A 16750-nucleotide genomic window follows, 5' to 3' on the forward strand; every position below is an offset into this window, starting at 1 on the left:
TGAAAAATTTCATTTGATAAAAACTTCGTTAAAAAATCATGATTCAAGCTTTTTAATTAATAAAATATCATGCAATTTCTAAGCGTTTTATCATGCTTTCATGGTTGTCGGAAATTGCGTTTAAGCGCTAAGGAGACCCGTAATGGCAGGCAAAGAAAAAAAGACTATAGAACTAGTCGATAAAGATGCAGAAAAAATTGAGCTTGAAGTACTAAAACCGACACTTGGAGTTGATGTAATTGATGTCCGAGGAATAGGCTCTCAAGGTTATTTTACCTACGATCCTGGCTTTACCTCAACCGCATCCTGCGAGTCTAAAATTACCTATATTGATGGAGATAAAGGTATTCTTTTGCACCGCGGATATCCTATTGATCAATTGGCTACCAATTCTACTTATTTAGAGGTTTGTTATATACTACTTTACGGTGAAAAACCTTCACAAAACGACTATGACAAGTTTAAAAAAATTGTCACCGAACATACCATGATCCACGATCAAATTACTCGGCTTTTGCAAGGTTTTCGTCGCGATTCTCATCCAATGGCTATTCTTTGCGGTGTAACAGGCGCACTAGCGGCTTTCTATCACGACTCATTAGATGTTAATAATCCGCGTCATCGTGAAATTGCAGCATTTAGATTACTGTCAAAAATGCCTACCGTTGCTGCAATGTGTTATAAATATTCTATTGGTCAACCCTTTATTTACCCGCAAAATGACCTCTCTTATTCAGCGAATTTCCTTCATATGATGTTTGCTACACCTTGTGAAAAATATCTGGTTAACCCCATCATCGAACGGGCCATGGATCGCATTTTTATTCTCCATGCGGATCATGAACAAAATGCCTCAACTTCAACGGTAAGAACCGCCGGCTCTTCTGGTGCTAATCTATTTGCATGTATTGCTGCTGGAATTGCCTCTCTTTGGGGCCCGGCTCATGGTGGCGCCAATGAAGCCTGTTTACGCATGTTAGAAGAGATTCAAACTGTCGAAAATATTCCTAAATTTATCAAACGGGCAAAAGACAAAGATGATCCTTTCCGTTTGATGGGATTTGGTCATCGGGTTTATAAAAATTATGATCCTCGAGCCACTGTGATGAAGCAGACTTGCGATGAAGTACTTAAAGAACTTGAATTAAATGATAATATATTAGAAGTTGCCAAACAGTTAGAACATATAGCTCTCAATGACCCCTATTACATAGAGAAAAAACTTTATCCCAATGTGGATTTCTATTCTGGCATCATTTTAAAAGCGATAGGGATCCCAACAACCATGTTTACGGTTATTTTTGCTATTGCGCGTACCATTGGTTGGATTGCTCACTGGAATGAAATGCATGATGAAGAATTAAAAATCGCTCGTCCACGCCAATTATATACCGGTTACAAACAAAGAGATTTTCATAGCGATTTAACCAAAAAATAATTATTTTTTATTCTGATAAATAGACTGTGTCTTACTATTTTATTTTTCGTAATCAACAACCATATAGATTACAAGACACAGTTTAATGATAAACTACCTTTTAGCACTTTTAGTTGGCTTGCTGTTTATCTTGACAAAAATCAGGCCGGGTTGGCTATATCGACAAAAGTAACCGCAAACCCATACTCTTTTTGCAACCATTCACCTAACACTTTAACGCCAAATCGCTCCGTTGCATGATGACCTGCGGCATAAAAATGGATCCCCATTTCTCTAGCAATATGGATGGTTTGCTCAGAAACTTCACCGGTCACAAAAGCATCAACGCCAGCCTCAGCTGCCTGTTGAATAAAACTCTGTCCGCCCCCGGTACACCAGGCAATGGTGCGGATGTTTTTTGGGCCATTATCACCACAGTACAATGGTTGGCGTGCTAACCGATTATTTAAACGAGCCATTAAATCATCTGGAGTTATCGGTTGCGCAAACTTACCTATTGGCAATAAAGGTGTAATATAGCTATCGATCTCTACCTCCATAATATTTCCCAACTGCGCGTTATTACCCATAATGGGATGGGCATCAAGGGGCAAATGATAGCCATAAAGGTTAATATCATTACAAAGCAATGTTTTTAATCGCTTACGCTTCATATTAAGAATAACAGCAGCTTCATTTTTCCAAAAATAACCATGATGAACAATAATTGCATCTGCGGCTAATTTTACTGCTTCATCAAGTAGCGCTTGCGATGCTGTCACACCGGTCACTATATTTTTTACCTCTGAGCGCCCTTCCACTTGAAGTCCATTGGGCGCATAATCTGTATATTGTTCAATATTCAAGTGCGTATTGATTAATTGCTCTAATTTAATATTATCCATTACTTACCTATCCTATTTGTAAAACTGATTTATTTTATTAAATATCAAACTTAAAAATATGTTTCACAGCAGCTTAAAACAAAAACGGCCTATCACTACAAGTAATAGGCCGTTTTAATTTTTTAATCAATTAATTACTTCATCGATTGCGTATCTTCAGCGCTGGCTAACCAAACCGGTTTATCACTAGTCTTTAGCCACATACGATGTAGGTAACTATAGAAGCGGCTACGGTCTCGACGGAAAATCATGACAGGAAAAGCCACAATGCCTAATAATACAACACCAACACGACGCAAGAGAACTTGATGCCAGGGATATTGACGATACTCAGACATAAAGATCCTCCTTATAAAGTGATCAATTGATATAAACAATTGAGATATATTGTGTAATGAATGAAAATTTTATCTGATAAAAGTGAGCATGGCTATTCATCAGACCACTTTTTTGCTGTTTTTTTCAGCACTTTCCCTTATATCGTAATTTATTTACTTATCAAACAATAAAATATTAACTTTTATTTCAAATAATTAACCATATATTAACTATGGTTAATTTATTATAACAAAAAAATAGCGATAACAGTAATAACTTACAAACTATTATATTGGCATTTTTATACTATTTTTACACTATGTGGCGACTTTTTATCAGATTCTTTGCATTGAAAAACTTAAGCTCTGTACATCAAAAGCATGAGGAGACAAACTGTGTCCATTTTTACTATCACAGGGATCATTCTAATTGGAATATTATTTCTCTATTTAATTTATGCGCTTATCCATGCGGAGGATTTTTAAATGGTAAGTAGTGCTTTATTATTAATTACCAGTTTTTTAATTTTCCTGCTTGTGATCGCTAAATTTGTAGGAAATTATATCGCTTTATTGATTGAAAGTGATTTGCCGATTTGGGTTCTCAAAATGGAATCCGGCTTATGGAGTTGTTGTCGCTTACGCAAACCTGGCGGTGAAATACACTAAATGAATTGGCGACAATACGTTACCGCGCTGTTGCTGTTCAATGTTATTGGTGGCATATTTCTCTTTCTGCTATTAATCAATCAACAAAATTTACCCCTCAATCCACAAAAATTTGCCAATCTAGATTGGGATCTAGCACTCAATACCGCGATTAGTTTTATCACTAATACTAACTGGCAAGCCTATAGTAGCGAAAATACCTTAAGTTATTTTAGTCAAATGACGGGATTAACGGTACAGAATTTCTTATCTGCCGCGACCGGTATTGCGGTTGCCTTCGCGCTGATCCGCGCCTTTGCACGCCAAGGTGTAAAAACGCTAGGCAATGCCTGGATAGATATTGCTCGTATTACACTCTATCTTTTGCTACCACTGGCATTTATTTTTGCCTTATTTTTTGTTAGCCAAGGTGTGTTACAAAATTTTTCGCCATATCTAGTAGTAGAGACATTACAAAACCAAAACCAAATCATCCCCATGGGGCCTGTTGCTTCGCAAGAAGCAATTAAATTATTAGGCACTAATGGCGGCGGATTTTTTGCCACAAATTCAGCGCATCCTTTCGAAAATCCTACTGCATTAACCAATTTTAGCCAAATGATTGCCATTCTTTTAATTCCTACCGCACTTTGTTTTGCATTCGGTCGCGTGGTCGGTGATAGTCGCCAAGGTATAACATTAATTTGGGCGATGGCAATTATTTTCATTATTGCTATCACTATCGTCGTCTATGCCGAAACGCAAGGTAATCCCCAATTGATGTTTTCAGGCGCCAACAGCAATATTAATATGGAAGGGAAAGAAAGCCGCTTTGGGATTTTAAATTCAGCACTCTATGCTGTTATCACGACAGCAACCTCCTGCGGCGCGGTGAACTCCATGCATGATTCTTTTACTGCATTAGGGGGGATGATACCAATGTGGCTTATGCAACTTGGTGAAGTGGTATTTGGCGGTGTCGGTTCTGGGTTATACGGTATGCTACTATTTGTCATGTTAGCCGTTTTTCTGGCTGGATTAATGATTGGTCGAGCACCTGAATATCTAGGCAAAAAGATCGAAATTCAGGAAATGAAGTTAACCGCTATTGCTATTTTAATTACTCCCACTTTAACCCTACTAGGAACAACACTGGCACTTTTTACCGAAGCAGGACGCAGTGCTATTTTAAATCCTAGCGCTCATGGCTTCAGTGAAGTTCTTTATGCTTTTTCCTCAGCGGCAAATAATAATGGCAGCGCTTTTGCCGGATTAAATAGCAATAATCTGTTCTATAATATTACGCTGAGTATAGTTATGTTTGTCGGTCGTTTTGGCTTAATCACTGCAGTAATGGCTATTGCTGGTATTATGGTAGGCAAAAAACGCCAGCCTGAAAGCTTTGCCACATTACCTACTCATGGCCCACTCTTTATTGGCTTGTTAATACTGACGGTTTTCGTTATTGGTGCACTCACTTTTGTGCCTGCCCTGGCACTTGGGCCAATTGCTGAACATTTACAACTTTGGCATTCCGCCCAATAAGGGACTATAAATGAACAAAAATACCAGTCAATTGTTTGATAAGAAATTAATCCACCAAGCATTATTTGACGCTATAAAAAAATGTGCGCCACAGATTCAATGGCGCAATCCAGTTATGTTTATCGTTTATATCGGCAGTATATTGACGACATTCATTTGGTTTTATCAATTATTCACGCCATCCGTTGACGGTAATGCACTATTTACCGGCATAATTGCGGTTTGGTTATGGTTTACCGTGCTATTTGCTAATTTTGCCGAAGCACTGGCTGAAGGGCGCAGTAAAGCGCAAGCCGCTAGTCTGAAAGGGGTCAAAAAACAAAGTGTTACTACACGTTTAGCCAGTGCCGATTATCAGGCAGCAAAAGAGAAAATCAATTCTGACCAAATCAGAAAAGGCGATATCGTACTGGTTGAAGCGGGTGAAATTATTCCTTGTGATGGTGAAGTACTTGAAGGCGGTGCTTCCGTTGATGAAAGTGCGATTACTGGTGAATCAGCCCCCGTTATTCGGGAGTCTGGTGGTGATTTTTCTTCAGTAACAGGCGGAACGCGCATACTGTCAGATTGGTTAATTATCCAATGTACGGTTAATCCTGGTGAAACTTTTCTTGATCGTATGATCTCTATGGTAGAAGGTGCTCAACGGCGCAAAACACCTAATGAAATCGCGTTAATCATACTATTAACTGCATTAACCATTATTTTTCTATTAACCTGCTCAACACTTTATCCTTTTAGTTTATTTAGTGCTGAGGTGAACGGCAGCGGTAGTCCAATTTCTATTGTGGTACTGATTGCATTATTAGTTTGTTTGATCCCGACTACCATCGGCGGATTACTCTCTTCAATTGGCGTTGCCGGTATGAGTCGGATGTTAGCCGCAAATGTCATTGCCACCAGTGGACGTGCCGTAGAAGCGGCGGGAGATGTCGATGTCTTATTGCTCGATAAAACGGGTACTATTACTCTAGGTAATCGTCAGGCGTCTAAATTTTTACCCCTTAAAGGTGTTACAGAACAACAGCTGGCTGATGCGGCACAACTATCATCGCTGGCTGATGAAACACCAGAAGGACGTAGTATTGTTATCTTAGCTAAGCAATTGTTTAATTTGCGCGAGCGTGATCTACAAGCATTAAATGCCACGTTTGTTCCCTTTTCCGCCATGACTCGGATGAGTGGCGTTAATGTGGGTGATCGTGTGATCAGAAAAGGCTCTGCCGATTCTATTCGTCGTTATTTGGAAACAAGTCATGCTAGATTCCCAGCCGAAACAGAAAAATTAGTCGAAGAAGTTGCCCGGAAAGGAGAAACACCATTAGTTGTTGTTGAGAATCAGCAAATTCTTGGTGTGGTCGCCTTAAAAGATATTATAAAAGGGGGGATCAAAGAGCGCTTTGCCGAAATGCGCCGGATGGGAATTAAAACCGTGATGATCACCGGTGATAACCATTTGACAGCCGCAGCCATTGCCGCTGAAGCCGGCGTTGATGATTTTTTGGCCGAGGCAACACCTGAAGCTAAACTGGCATTGATCCGCCAATATCAGGCCGATGGGAGTTTAGTAGCAATGACAGGTGACGGTACTAATGATGCACCAGCACTGGCGCAAGCCGATGTTGCCGTCGCCATGAATTCTGGCACCCAGGCAGCAAAAGAAGCCGGTAATATGGTCGATCTTGACTCAAATCCAACTAAACTTATTGAGGTTGTCCACGTTGGTAAACAGATGTTGATGACCAGAGGCGCTCTTTCAACTTTTAGCATTGCCAACGATATTGCCAAATATTTTGCTATTATTCCTACCGCTTTTTCGGTTACTTATCCTCAGCTTAATATTTTAAATATTATGCATTTACACTCCCCTTCTTCAGCTATTCTGTCAGCAGTTATTTTTAATGCGCTAATTATTGTTGGCCTTATCCCCTTAGCACTAAAAGGCGTTAGTTACCGTCCCATGAGTGCAATAGCATTATTACGCCGTAATTTATGGATCTATGGATTAAGTGGTTTAGTTATACCATTTATTGGTATCAAATTGATTGATCTACTGCTTAGCCTGTTTATGTCCTAATAAGGTATTGAATATGAATGTCTTACGTTCTTCATTTGTGTTATTTATTTTTCTAACTATCACAACCGGAATTGTTTACCCATTATTTATTACTGGTTTATCAAATGCTTTCTTTAATTATCAAGCTAAAGGCTCCTTGATAGAAAAGAATAATCGGACTGTGGGTTCGGCACTGATTGGCCAATCGATAACTGAGGTTAAATATTTTCATGGCCGCCCGTCAGCAACGGCTGACACACCTTATAATGGATTAGCTTCCAGCGGCAGTAATCTGGCGGTCAATAATCCCGCATTGCAAAAACAGTTTGCTAGCCGTGCTCAACAAATTAAAATTTTCAATAATCAAAACAATGTGGCCGTTCCAGTCGAGCTGATAACAGCTTCAGCCAGTGGATTAGATCCTCATATTTCACCAAGTGCAGCCTATTATCAAGCAGGCAGGGTAGCTAAGGCACGCCGGCTTGCTTTACATAAAATTAGACACCTAATTGCAGCTAACACCTAGCGACCCTTTTTAAGTTTTTTAGGTCAACCTGTTATTAATGTGCTTAAACTTAATATTGCCCTTGACGCGCTTGAACAATCAGAAAATGCAAAAATACAATAAGGTTGATTGATGGAGAGCCAGGAACCTAAACGCCCTACCCCTGAAGATTTATTGAGTATTGCCAATGAAAAAATTCGCGGCAACTTAAAGATCTTCTTCGGCGCCTACGCTGGAGTAGGAAAAACCTATGCAATGCTACAAGAAGCCCAACGGCTTCGTTCACAAGGGCTTGATGTTGTCATCGGTGTGGTAGAGACGCACAATCGCCTAGAAACTGCTGCTCTATTAGAAGGTTTGCCGCAACTGCCCGCAAAACGGATCCGCTACCACGGACGTAAAATTAATACCTTTGATATAGACGGTGTTTTAGCACGTCACCCGGCCATTATTTTAATGGATGAATTAGCTTTCAGTAACCCGCATGGCGGTCGTCATCCTAAACGCTGGCAAGACGTTGAAGAGTTATTAGATGCCGGTATTGATGTCTTAACCACCATTAACGTACAACATTTAGAGAGTTTAAACGATATTGTTGGTAGTATTACCGGAATTCGCGTCCGTGAAACGGTACCTGATCATATTTTTGACCAAGCCAGTGAGATTGTTTTAGTCGATTTACCCCCTGATGATTTACGCCAACGACTGAATGAAGGAAAGGTCTATATTGCCGGACAAGCCGAACGAGCAATTGAACACTTTTTTCGCAAAGGCAACTTAATAGCGCTAAGAGAATTATCCCTAAGACGTACGGTTGATCGGGTCGATAATCAAATGCGTGAGTATCGTGATACTCAAGGTTACTCTCAAGTTTGGCACACTCACGATAATTTATTAGTTTGCATTGGCCACAATACTGGAAATGAGAAATTAGTTAGAGCAGCAGCCAGGCTAGCCGCCAAACTGGGTTGCAGTTGGCATGCTGTGTATGTTGAAACCCCCAAATTACATGCATTAGCAGAAGAGAAAAGACGCGCCATTCTAAAAGCATTAAAACTGGCCCAAGATTTAGGCGCAGAGACTTCAACCTTAGCTGATGCCAATGAAGAAAAAGCCATTTTAGATTACGCCCGGGAACATAACCTAGGTAAAATTGTCATCGGCCGTAAGCAAAATACGACCTGGAAACTGCTCAACTGGAAAATACGCCCTGATTTTGCTGAACGCTTAGGTAGACTAGGACCGGATTTAGATCTGATTATTATTGCGTTAGATGAAAATACCGCGTGGGAAAAAGAGACCGAACGCCGGCCACTAAATGACAAATGGCGAGGAAATATTCAGGGTTACCTATTCGCCGCTCTGTTATGTATTACCATCACCCTATTTTCTAATCGCTTTTTGCTTAATTTTGATCAGGCTAATGTTGTTACTGTTTATGTATTAGCGGTGGTTATTATCGCTCTGCTGTATGGTCGCAATCCTTCTATTTTTGCCGCATTTATTAATGTTATTGGTTTCGATCTTTTTATTGTCCAACCCCATTTTTCCTTTGTTGTTTTTGACATGCAATATTTGATAACCTTCATTGTTATGCTGGTTGTTGGTCTTTTAGTGGGCAATCTCGCAGCGGGAGTGCGCTATCAAGCCAGAGTCGCTCGTTATCGTGAACAACGGACTCGCCATCTTTACGAAATGACCAAAGAGTTAAGCCGAGCGCTGAATGAAATTGATATTGCAAAAACGGGTTATCACTTCCTTTCCAATGCCTTTAAAGCAAAAGTTAGCCTGTTGTTGCCTAATGATCAGCAACAACTGGTTGCGCTTAAATTGGCCGACTATGGACAGGTGCAAATTGATCAAGCCATTGCATTATGGAGTTTTGATAAAAATCAACCAGCAGGTGCCGGCACGGATACATTACCTAGCGTGCCTTATCAATTACAACCGATTGCAACGTCAAATGAAACTTTAGCTATATTAGCTATTGAACCGCAAAATTTGCGTCAATTACTGATCCCAGAACAGCAAAGACTACTACAAACTTTTACTGGCTTGATTGCCAATGCATTTGAACGATTACAGCTTGCTAGACAGGCAGAATCAGCCAAACTGGATGCTGAACGGGAACAACTGAGAAACTCTTTATTGGCCGCTCTTTCTCATGATTTGCGCACACCTTTGACGGTAATATTTGGCCAAACAGAAATATTGATGCTGGAATTAAGCGCTGAGCATTCACCCCATACGGAAAAAGTTAACCAAATTCGTCAACATATCCTAAGTACCTCAAGATTAGTCAATAATCTGCTTGATATGGCGCGGATCCAATCTGGTGGCATTGTACCAACTCTTGCCTGGGAATCATTACAAGAAATTATTGGCAGTGCATTACGTTCTCTCGAATATGCCTTAAAAAGCCATCCAACTAAAATTAATGTTCCTGCTGAACTATTACTTTATTGTGATGCCAATTTACTCGAACGTGTAATCATTAATTTACTGGAGAACGCGATAAAATACTCTGCTGAAAATTCACCGATCGGTATTGATGCCTATCCACAAGGTAAATATGTCCATATTGAGATTTGGGATAAAGGTATTGGCATACCAAAAGGACAGGAAGAACTTATTTTTGATAAATTTTCACGGGCTAAAAAAGAATCGTCCATTCCTGGGGTTGGTCTCGGGCTGGCTATTTGCCAGGCTATTATAAAGCTTCATAACGGCGAAATTTGGGCGGAAAATAATAAAAACAGTGGAGCTATTTTCCACTTTGTTTTACCTTTAATAGAAGTTCCTGCAATAGAGGAGGCCATTGAGACAGAGTGATTCAACACAATATTTTAATAATTGAAGACGAAAAAGAGATCAGACGATTTGTCAAACTGGCACTTGAAGGTGAAAATTTTCGCGTATATGAAGCCGAAACTTATCAGCGAGGACTTATCGAGTCAGCGACCCGCAAACCTGATCTCTTGATCCTTGATCTAGGCTTACCTGATGGTGACGGTATTAATTTGATCCGTGACTTACGTCAATGGAGTCAAATTCCTGTATTAGTACTGTCGGCAAGGGCAGATGAAGCAGACAAAGTCATGGCACTTGATGCTGGTGCTGATGATTATCTAACCAAACCTTTTGGTATCAGTGAACTGTTGGCCAGAGTAAGAGTTGCCTTACGCCGCTATACGCGTAAAAACCAACCAGATCCCGTATTTCGGTTTGGTGATATTAGTGTTGATTTAATCAACCGACGAGTAACTAAAAAACAGCAAGAACTCCACCTTACGCCAATTGAGTTTCGTTTACTGAGTGAATTTATCACTAATAGCGGCAAAGTCTTAACGCAACGTCATCTGCTACGACAAATATGGGGACCTAACTATATTGAACATAACCATTACTTACGTATTTACATGGGACATTTAAGGCAAAAGTTGGAAGACGATCCCACTCAGCCAGTACACCTGCTCACTGAGACAGGAATAGGTTATCGCTTTATGCCTTAATGATAATTCACTTTATCGAGATTAAGATAATGCACTTAATTATTGCATTATCATTTTCGTTATCAATATTTAACTCAGCAAATCTATTATGTCGTTTTTATTGAATAATAAACTGCTCAATCTGCAATAACTTGATTAACAATCTGAATAGCTTCCTGCTCAATTAACTTAAGATGCCCCTTACCACGAAAACTTTCACAGTAAATTTTATAAGCTTCTTCGGTGCCTGACGGTCGCGCAGTAAACCAACCATAATCCGTTATTACTTTTAAACCACCAATAGCCGCACCATTACCTGGTGCTTTGGTTAAGCGGGCAATAATCGGGTCACCAGCCAACATATCTGCCGTAACCATTTCAGCGCTCAGTTTAGCTAAACGCTGTTTTTGTTTATGGCTCGCTTTGGCTTGAATGCGACTATAGCAAGGTTCACCAAAACGCTGAGCAAGTTCTTGATAGTACTGCTGCGGATTTTTCCCAGTCACTGCGGTTATTTCGGCCGCTAATAAACAGAGAATGATCCCATCTTTGTCAGTCGTCCAGGGTGTTCCATCAAATCGGAGGAAAGTAGCACCCGCACTCTCTTCACCCGCAAAACCATACTCACCCTGATATAAACCATCAACAAACCATTTGAAACCAACCGGTACTTCAATTAATTTACGGCCTAAATCGGCCACCACCCGATCAATCATGGCACTAGAAACTAACGTTTTACCTACCGCGACCTCTTTTTTCCATTGTGGTCGATGGCGAAATAGATAATCGATAGCAACAGCAAGATAATGATTTGGATTCATTAATCCCGTTGGCGTTATAATTCCATGACGATCATAATCAGGATCATTAGCAAAAGCTAAATCAAATTTATTGCGCAAATCCAATAAACCTTTCATCGCCCAAGGCGAAGAACAATCCATTCGGATCACCCCATCATGATCTAACGGCATAAAACTAAATGTTGGATCGAGCTGTTCATTAACTAACTCTAAATCGAGTTGATAATATTCAGCAATGCGTTTCCAATAATTTATTCCAGCCCCCCCTAATGGATCGACACCTATTTTTAATCCAGCTTTTTTAATCGCCGTCATATCGATAACTTCACGCAAAGCAATGACATAAGGCTCAATAAAATCATGTTGCTGATAATGAGGATCTTTAATAGCAATTTGATAATTGATGCGTTGGATAGTTGATAATTGACATGCAATGATTTGATTCGCTCGCTGCTCAATTTCAATTGTCAGGCGCTCATCAGCTGGGCCACCATGGGGCGGATTATATTTGATCCCACCATCCTCTGGCGGATTATGTGAAGGCGTGATCACAATACCATCCGCTTTTTTTTCATGCTGGCGATTATAATCCAATATAGCGCGAGAAATAGCCGGTGTTGGTGTGAAACCGTCCTGTTGCTGCGCGATGACATTAACCCCATTTGCTATCAAGACTTCCACAACCGTCATAAAAGCCGGTGCGGATAAGGCATGAGTATCTTTTCCTACCAAACAGGGGCCAGTAATACCATTTAATCGACGAACTTCTACGATAGCTTGGGCGATAGCTAAAATATGTTGTTCATTAAAACTATGACGACATGCACTACCACGATGACCTGATGTACCAAATTGAACGTTTTGAGCAGGGTTTTTTATTTGCGGTTGTAGCGAATAATATTGTGCAACCAGTTGTTCAACGTTAATTAAATCACTTTGTTGGGCAGATTGCCCAGCACGTTTATGCAATGCCACTTATTTTCTCTCCGAAGGGGCAACGGTACACATAGCTTTAATCACTAAGTGACCAATAATATTTATTTAAATCGTACCACACACCTTCTCAACCAATTCAACTGGAAACTTCATATCTTGCATAATTTGTTCAATCATATTGCGTTTACGATTGGTATTGGTATTGGTGATCACCCAATAAGGCGTATCGGGTATCAGGCGAGGTTTTGTTTGCTTACCACTGGCTAATAAGGTCTGTTTATCGCTAGCAAAATAAATACGCGTTCTGCCATGGGTTGCTTCTGTTGCTGCCACAAAAGCGGGTTTATTTAAATTGTATAGGGTGGATAGAATAAGCATAAAGCGATCAATCGCTTTGTTTTTAGTAGCATAATTGTTGGAAAGCAATAAATCATGCATCACACTTGCAGCATCGTGGCAAGAAACTGATTCATTTTTTTTCCCTTCTGCCGCGATATTACTTACAGTTATCGAAAGTGGCATATGCGACTGACTAACGTCAAACCCTAACAGACGTCGTAATATAACCGATGCATTTTCACCTATATGCTGGGTATGGCTCGCGATATAGCGGTAAAGTTCTTCGTCAACTTCAATCGTTTTCATGTTATTTCAATCTATTTTAATTAAAATTACCTGCCAATTATAAGATATAAACCTAAAAAACAAAACAATGAATATTTCAATTACTTAACTTAGTCTTTTAATAAAAAAGTTTCCGCTTGATTGTCAATCCGTATAGAAATAGCTTAATAACTTTAGCTTGCCAAGCACAAAAATATCTTTATTGATATTGGAGATTAGTCACATTATTTATATAAATAGCAAAATATTATCGTGTCACTTACGCTTTTCAACCACTAACAATAGCGTAAATTTTAATAATCCCTGAGTTGATAATTGTTGGTTTCTGGCAATATCCATGTCATCATACTAATTATTGATTAATGAAATGTAATATGACTATGTCGCTAAATAACTGGCTAAATTATCGTATCCATCAACCGGAAAATCCTATCTCTTCTAGTGCGATTGTACTTATCCATGGCTTGTTTGGTGATAGGCAAAATTTAGGCGTATTAGCTCGCAATTTACAAAATTACTTCACCGTTATTCAACTAGATATTCGTAATCATGGTAACTCACCACAGGCAGCAACAATGCTTTATTCTGAAATGGCAACAGACATTTTAGCGCTGCTTGCTCATTCAAAGCAAACCAGCATTATTGCTATCGGACACTCTATGGGTGGAAAAATCGTCATGGCGATGACGGCAATAGCGCCTCAATTGATAGAAAAAATTATCGTTATAGATATTGCGCCAGTCACTTATCAAATTAATCGTCATGAAAATATATTTTCTGCTTTAGACGCAGTAACACAAGCAGGCGTAACTTCTCGACAGGAGGCTGCTGTTATTATGCGTAATACCCTTACTGAAGAAAGTGAAATTCAATTTTTATTAAAATCATTTGATCAAGGCAAATGGAAATTTAATTTACCGGTTTTAAAAAAACAATATAACCAATTGATGGGTTGGAAAACGATCCCAGCTTGGCCTCACCCAGCACTCTTTATCCGTGGCAGCCTTTCCGATTACATTAGCGAAAATTACCGCAAAGATATTCTTACTCAATTTCCGCAAGCTCAAGGCCAGATTATTTTAGGATGTGGTCACTGGGTACATGCTGAAAATCCAGCAGCTGTCATCCGAGCTATTCATCGTTTTCTGGCTATTCCTTCTGATAAATAATCAATCGCATACCATAATATTGCTTTTTTAATCTTGTTCATAAACTAATTTAAAACAAATAGTGACTTTAATTCAGTCTAAAAATATAACTAGTCTTAAAAACAGTAAGATCCTTTTTTTACACTTTTCATAATAAAATAAGTCGATAGAATAAACTTTCTAACTAAGTAATATAATAAAGCATTTTATTAATATTAAATATATTTATATGGCTTTATATTTTAATTTGTGGCTATTGACTATGGATGAAAATAATAAAAAAACGCTTTAATTAATTTCTATTATCATAAGACTAAATAATAAAATAAATATTAATGAATATAATAAAGAAATAATTCAAAATGATAATTTTGTTGATTGCACAAAAAAAATTCAACAAAAGTATCAAATTATATTAAAACAAAAACGCTGCCATAAAAAAGAGTTATCGCGTCTGATTCTACCTGCTATTTTTTATGATAATGATAATGTTCCATATATATTAGCCAGTTATAATGATGAACAAGTGTTAATACAATCTGCTGGCAATAAACCACCGGAAATTTGGCAGAAACAAGATTTTCTGCAACGTTGGAATGGCAATTGGCTTAAAATAAACCAAAAACAATCCCGCTTTGATATTCGTTGGTTTGTGCCTGAATTCTTAAAGCATAAACAGATATTTTTTGAAATCTTGTTTTTTTTCATTTGTATTACAAATATTAGCGCTGTTATCACCGATTGTTATTCAAGTTATTATGGATAAGGTGCTGATCCATCAAGCCTTTAGCACCTTAGATGTGCTTATTTTTACCTTAATAATAGCCGCTTTTATTGAAGTTATTTTAAAAGGTTTCAGAGAATATATTTATATCCATACCGCCAATCGTATTGACATCCGACTCGGATTAAAACTGATCAGGCATCTATTACACTTACCACTCTCCTTTTTCAAAAGCCGTCAGGTCGGCGCAATTGTAAACCGTGTTAGAGAACTAGAAACCATCCGTGAGTTTTTAACTGGTAGCATGTTTACTTTGCTGGTCGATGTTCTTTTCTTATTCGTCTTTATTTATGTAATGTCAATTCTATCAACAACATTAACACTTATTTTTCTGCTCTCAATTCCCTTTTATTTATTGCTGGCCTGGAAAATAACCCCAAAGATAGAAAAAGCAGCCGAAACACAATTTATGCATGCCGCAATCAATACCTCTTTTTTAACCGAGAGCGTGGCCGGCAGTGAAACCATTAAAAGCCTAGCTGTTGAACCACGTTTTATCCGCCGCTGGGATACACAAACTGCCGATATGGTTGCCAGTAATTTTCAAGCTCAACAAATAAACTCACAAGGCAGCCATATTGTTATTTTAATTGAAAAATTGACTATGGCGGTGATTTTATGGATTGGTGCAGCGGAAGTCCTAGCATTAAATATGACCATAGGCCAATTAATCGCTTTTCAAATGATGGTCTCTCACAGTAGTCAACCTTTAGGGAAATTGGTGCAATTATGGGGCGATTATATCCGTACTCGCGTTGCAATTGACAAACTAGCACAAATCATTAATTTACCAACCGAACAACATAGTGAAGGCTTACAACCGCAGTTAACCGGCAAGATCCACTTTCAAAATGTCGATTTTCGCTATCAACCAAATCTTCCTCTTACTATTAATCAATTTAATTTATCCATCAAAGCTGGAGAGATGATCGGCATTGTCGGTACTTCAGGTTCCGGTAAGAGTACTTTAGCACGTCTCTTATTACGTCTTTATACCCCAGAAAAAGGTAGCATATTACTTGATGATATCCCCCTTTATCAGCTCAATATCGCTACGTTACGCCAACAAATTGGTATCGTACTACAGGAAAATTTTCTCTTTAACCAATCTGTTTTTAACAATATTGCTCAATCAAAACCTGATGCAACTTTAGATGAAGTGATTGCTGCCGCCAAATTAGCAGGTGCGCATGATTTCATCTTAAAAATGCCTTTAGGTTACGACTCATTGATTGCTGAAGGAGGCCAATCATTATCAGGTGGCCAGCGCCAACGTATCGCTATTGCTCGTACATTACTAAGCAATCCTCGCATTCTGATCTTTGATGAAGCCACCAGCGCTTTAGATGATCAAACCCAAGCCATAATCCAACAAAATATGCAAAAAATTGCCCAAGGGCGGACCGTAATTACGATTGCTCACCGCTTATCAACAGTCAGTCATCACCATCATATTATTGTCATGGATCAGGGCAAAATTATTGAGCAAGGAAGCCATACACAATTATTGCAACTTAAAAAACATTACCACTATCTGTGGTCATTACAACAATCATTAAAGCAGCAGTAGGACA

The 16750-nt window shown here is 38.9% G+C and carries 10 protein-coding genes and 3 pseudogenes; 9 read left to right on the top strand and 4 right to left on the bottom strand.

The genetic code is table 11. The annotated features are described in order from the left end of the window. Window positions 1-142 precede the first annotated feature (142 nt). Complete coding sequence (locus tag LDL57_RS10650) at window positions 143-1438, top strand: citrate synthase (RefSeq protein WP_180559767.1); 1296 nt, start codon at window positions 143-145, stop codon at window positions 1436-1438. A 140-nt stretch (window positions 1439-1578) separates the two neighbouring features. On the opposite strand, the gene LDL57_RS10655 is transcribed toward LDL57_RS10650, so the two are convergent. Then, a complete protein-coding gene (locus tag LDL57_RS10655; protein WP_180559768.1) occupies window positions 1579-2322 on the bottom strand; it encodes a type 2 GTP cyclohydrolase I in 744 nt (247 codons plus the stop codon). A 134-nt stretch (window positions 2323-2456) separates the two neighbouring features. After that, window positions 2457-2660 carry a YbfA family protein gene (locus tag LDL57_RS10660; RefSeq protein WP_026822776.1) on the bottom strand — a complete coding sequence of 68 codons (204 nt, stop codon included), beginning with the start codon at window positions 2658-2660 and terminating at the stop codon, window positions 2457-2459. A 360-nt stretch (window positions 2661-3020) separates the two neighbouring features. On the opposite strand from LDL57_RS10660, the gene kdpF reads away from it, so the two are divergent. The 6 genes and pseudogenes from kdpF (at window position 3021) to kdpE (ending at window position 10905) form a co-directional block, all read left to right on the top strand. Next, complete coding sequence (gene kdpF / locus LDL57_RS18205; RefSeq protein ID WP_081700644.1) at window positions 3021-3125, top strand: K(+)-transporting ATPase subunit F; 105 nt, start codon at window positions 3021-3023, stop codon at window positions 3123-3125. Then, window positions 3126-4832 (top strand): annotated as a pseudogene (gene kdpA, locus LDL57_RS10670) (potassium-transporting ATPase subunit KdpA). It begins immediately after the preceding gene. A gap of 10 nt (window positions 4833-4842) precedes the next feature. Continuing rightward, window positions 4843-6909: a potassium-transporting ATPase subunit KdpB gene (gene kdpB, locus LDL57_RS10675; protein ID WP_180559769.1), complete on the top strand. Its 2067-nt coding sequence runs from the start codon at window positions 4843-4845 to the stop codon at window positions 6907-6909. Window positions 6910-6922: 13 nt separating this feature from the next. Continuing rightward, a pseudogene (gene kdpC, locus LDL57_RS10680) lies at window positions 6923-7516 on the top strand (potassium-transporting ATPase subunit KdpC). A 9-nt stretch (window positions 7517-7525) separates the two neighbouring features. After that, on the top strand, window positions 7526-10225 hold the full coding sequence (gene kdpD / locus LDL57_RS10685; RefSeq protein ID WP_225505584.1) for a two-component system sensor histidine kinase KdpD: 2700 nt from the start codon (window positions 7526-7528) through the stop codon (window positions 10223-10225). After that, window positions 10222-10905, top strand: a complete 684-nt coding sequence (gene kdpE, locus LDL57_RS10690) for a two-component system response regulator KdpE (RefSeq protein ID WP_225505586.1) — start codon at window positions 10222-10224, stop codon at window positions 10903-10905. The genes kdpD and kdpE overlap by 4 nt, the downstream gene beginning before the upstream one ends. Window positions 10906-11021: 116 nt before the next feature. On the opposite strand, the gene pgm is transcribed toward kdpE, so the two are convergent. Further along, a complete protein-coding gene (gene pgm / locus LDL57_RS10695; RefSeq protein ID WP_180559020.1) occupies window positions 11022-12659 on the bottom strand; it encodes a phosphoglucomutase (alpha-D-glucose-1,6-bisphosphate-dependent) in 1638 nt (545 codons plus the stop codon). A gap of 66 nt (window positions 12660-12725) precedes the next feature. Then, window positions 12726-13265 (bottom strand): replication initiation negative regulator SeqA, encoded by a 540-nt coding sequence (gene seqA, locus LDL57_RS10700; RefSeq protein ID WP_180559021.1) that lies wholly within the window; start codon window positions 13263-13265, stop codon window positions 12726-12728. Window positions 13266-13624: 359 nt separating this feature from the next. Between seqA and LDL57_RS10705 the strand changes: the two genes are divergently transcribed. Both LDL57_RS10705 and LDL57_RS10710 read left to right on the top strand, forming a co-directional pair. Continuing rightward, window positions 13625-14413 (top strand): alpha/beta fold hydrolase, encoded by a 789-nt coding sequence (locus tag LDL57_RS10705; protein WP_180559033.1) that lies wholly within the window; start codon window positions 13625-13627, stop codon window positions 14411-14413. Window positions 14414-14687: 274 nt separating this feature from the next. Further along, window positions 14688-16746, top strand: a pseudogene (locus LDL57_RS10710) (peptidase domain-containing ABC transporter). Window positions 16747-16750 lie beyond the last annotated feature (4 nt).

Source organism: Arsenophonus apicola, from assembly GCF_020268605.1.
Taxonomy (GTDB): Bacteria; Pseudomonadota; Gammaproteobacteria; order Enterobacterales; family Enterobacteriaceae; genus Arsenophonus; species Arsenophonus apicola.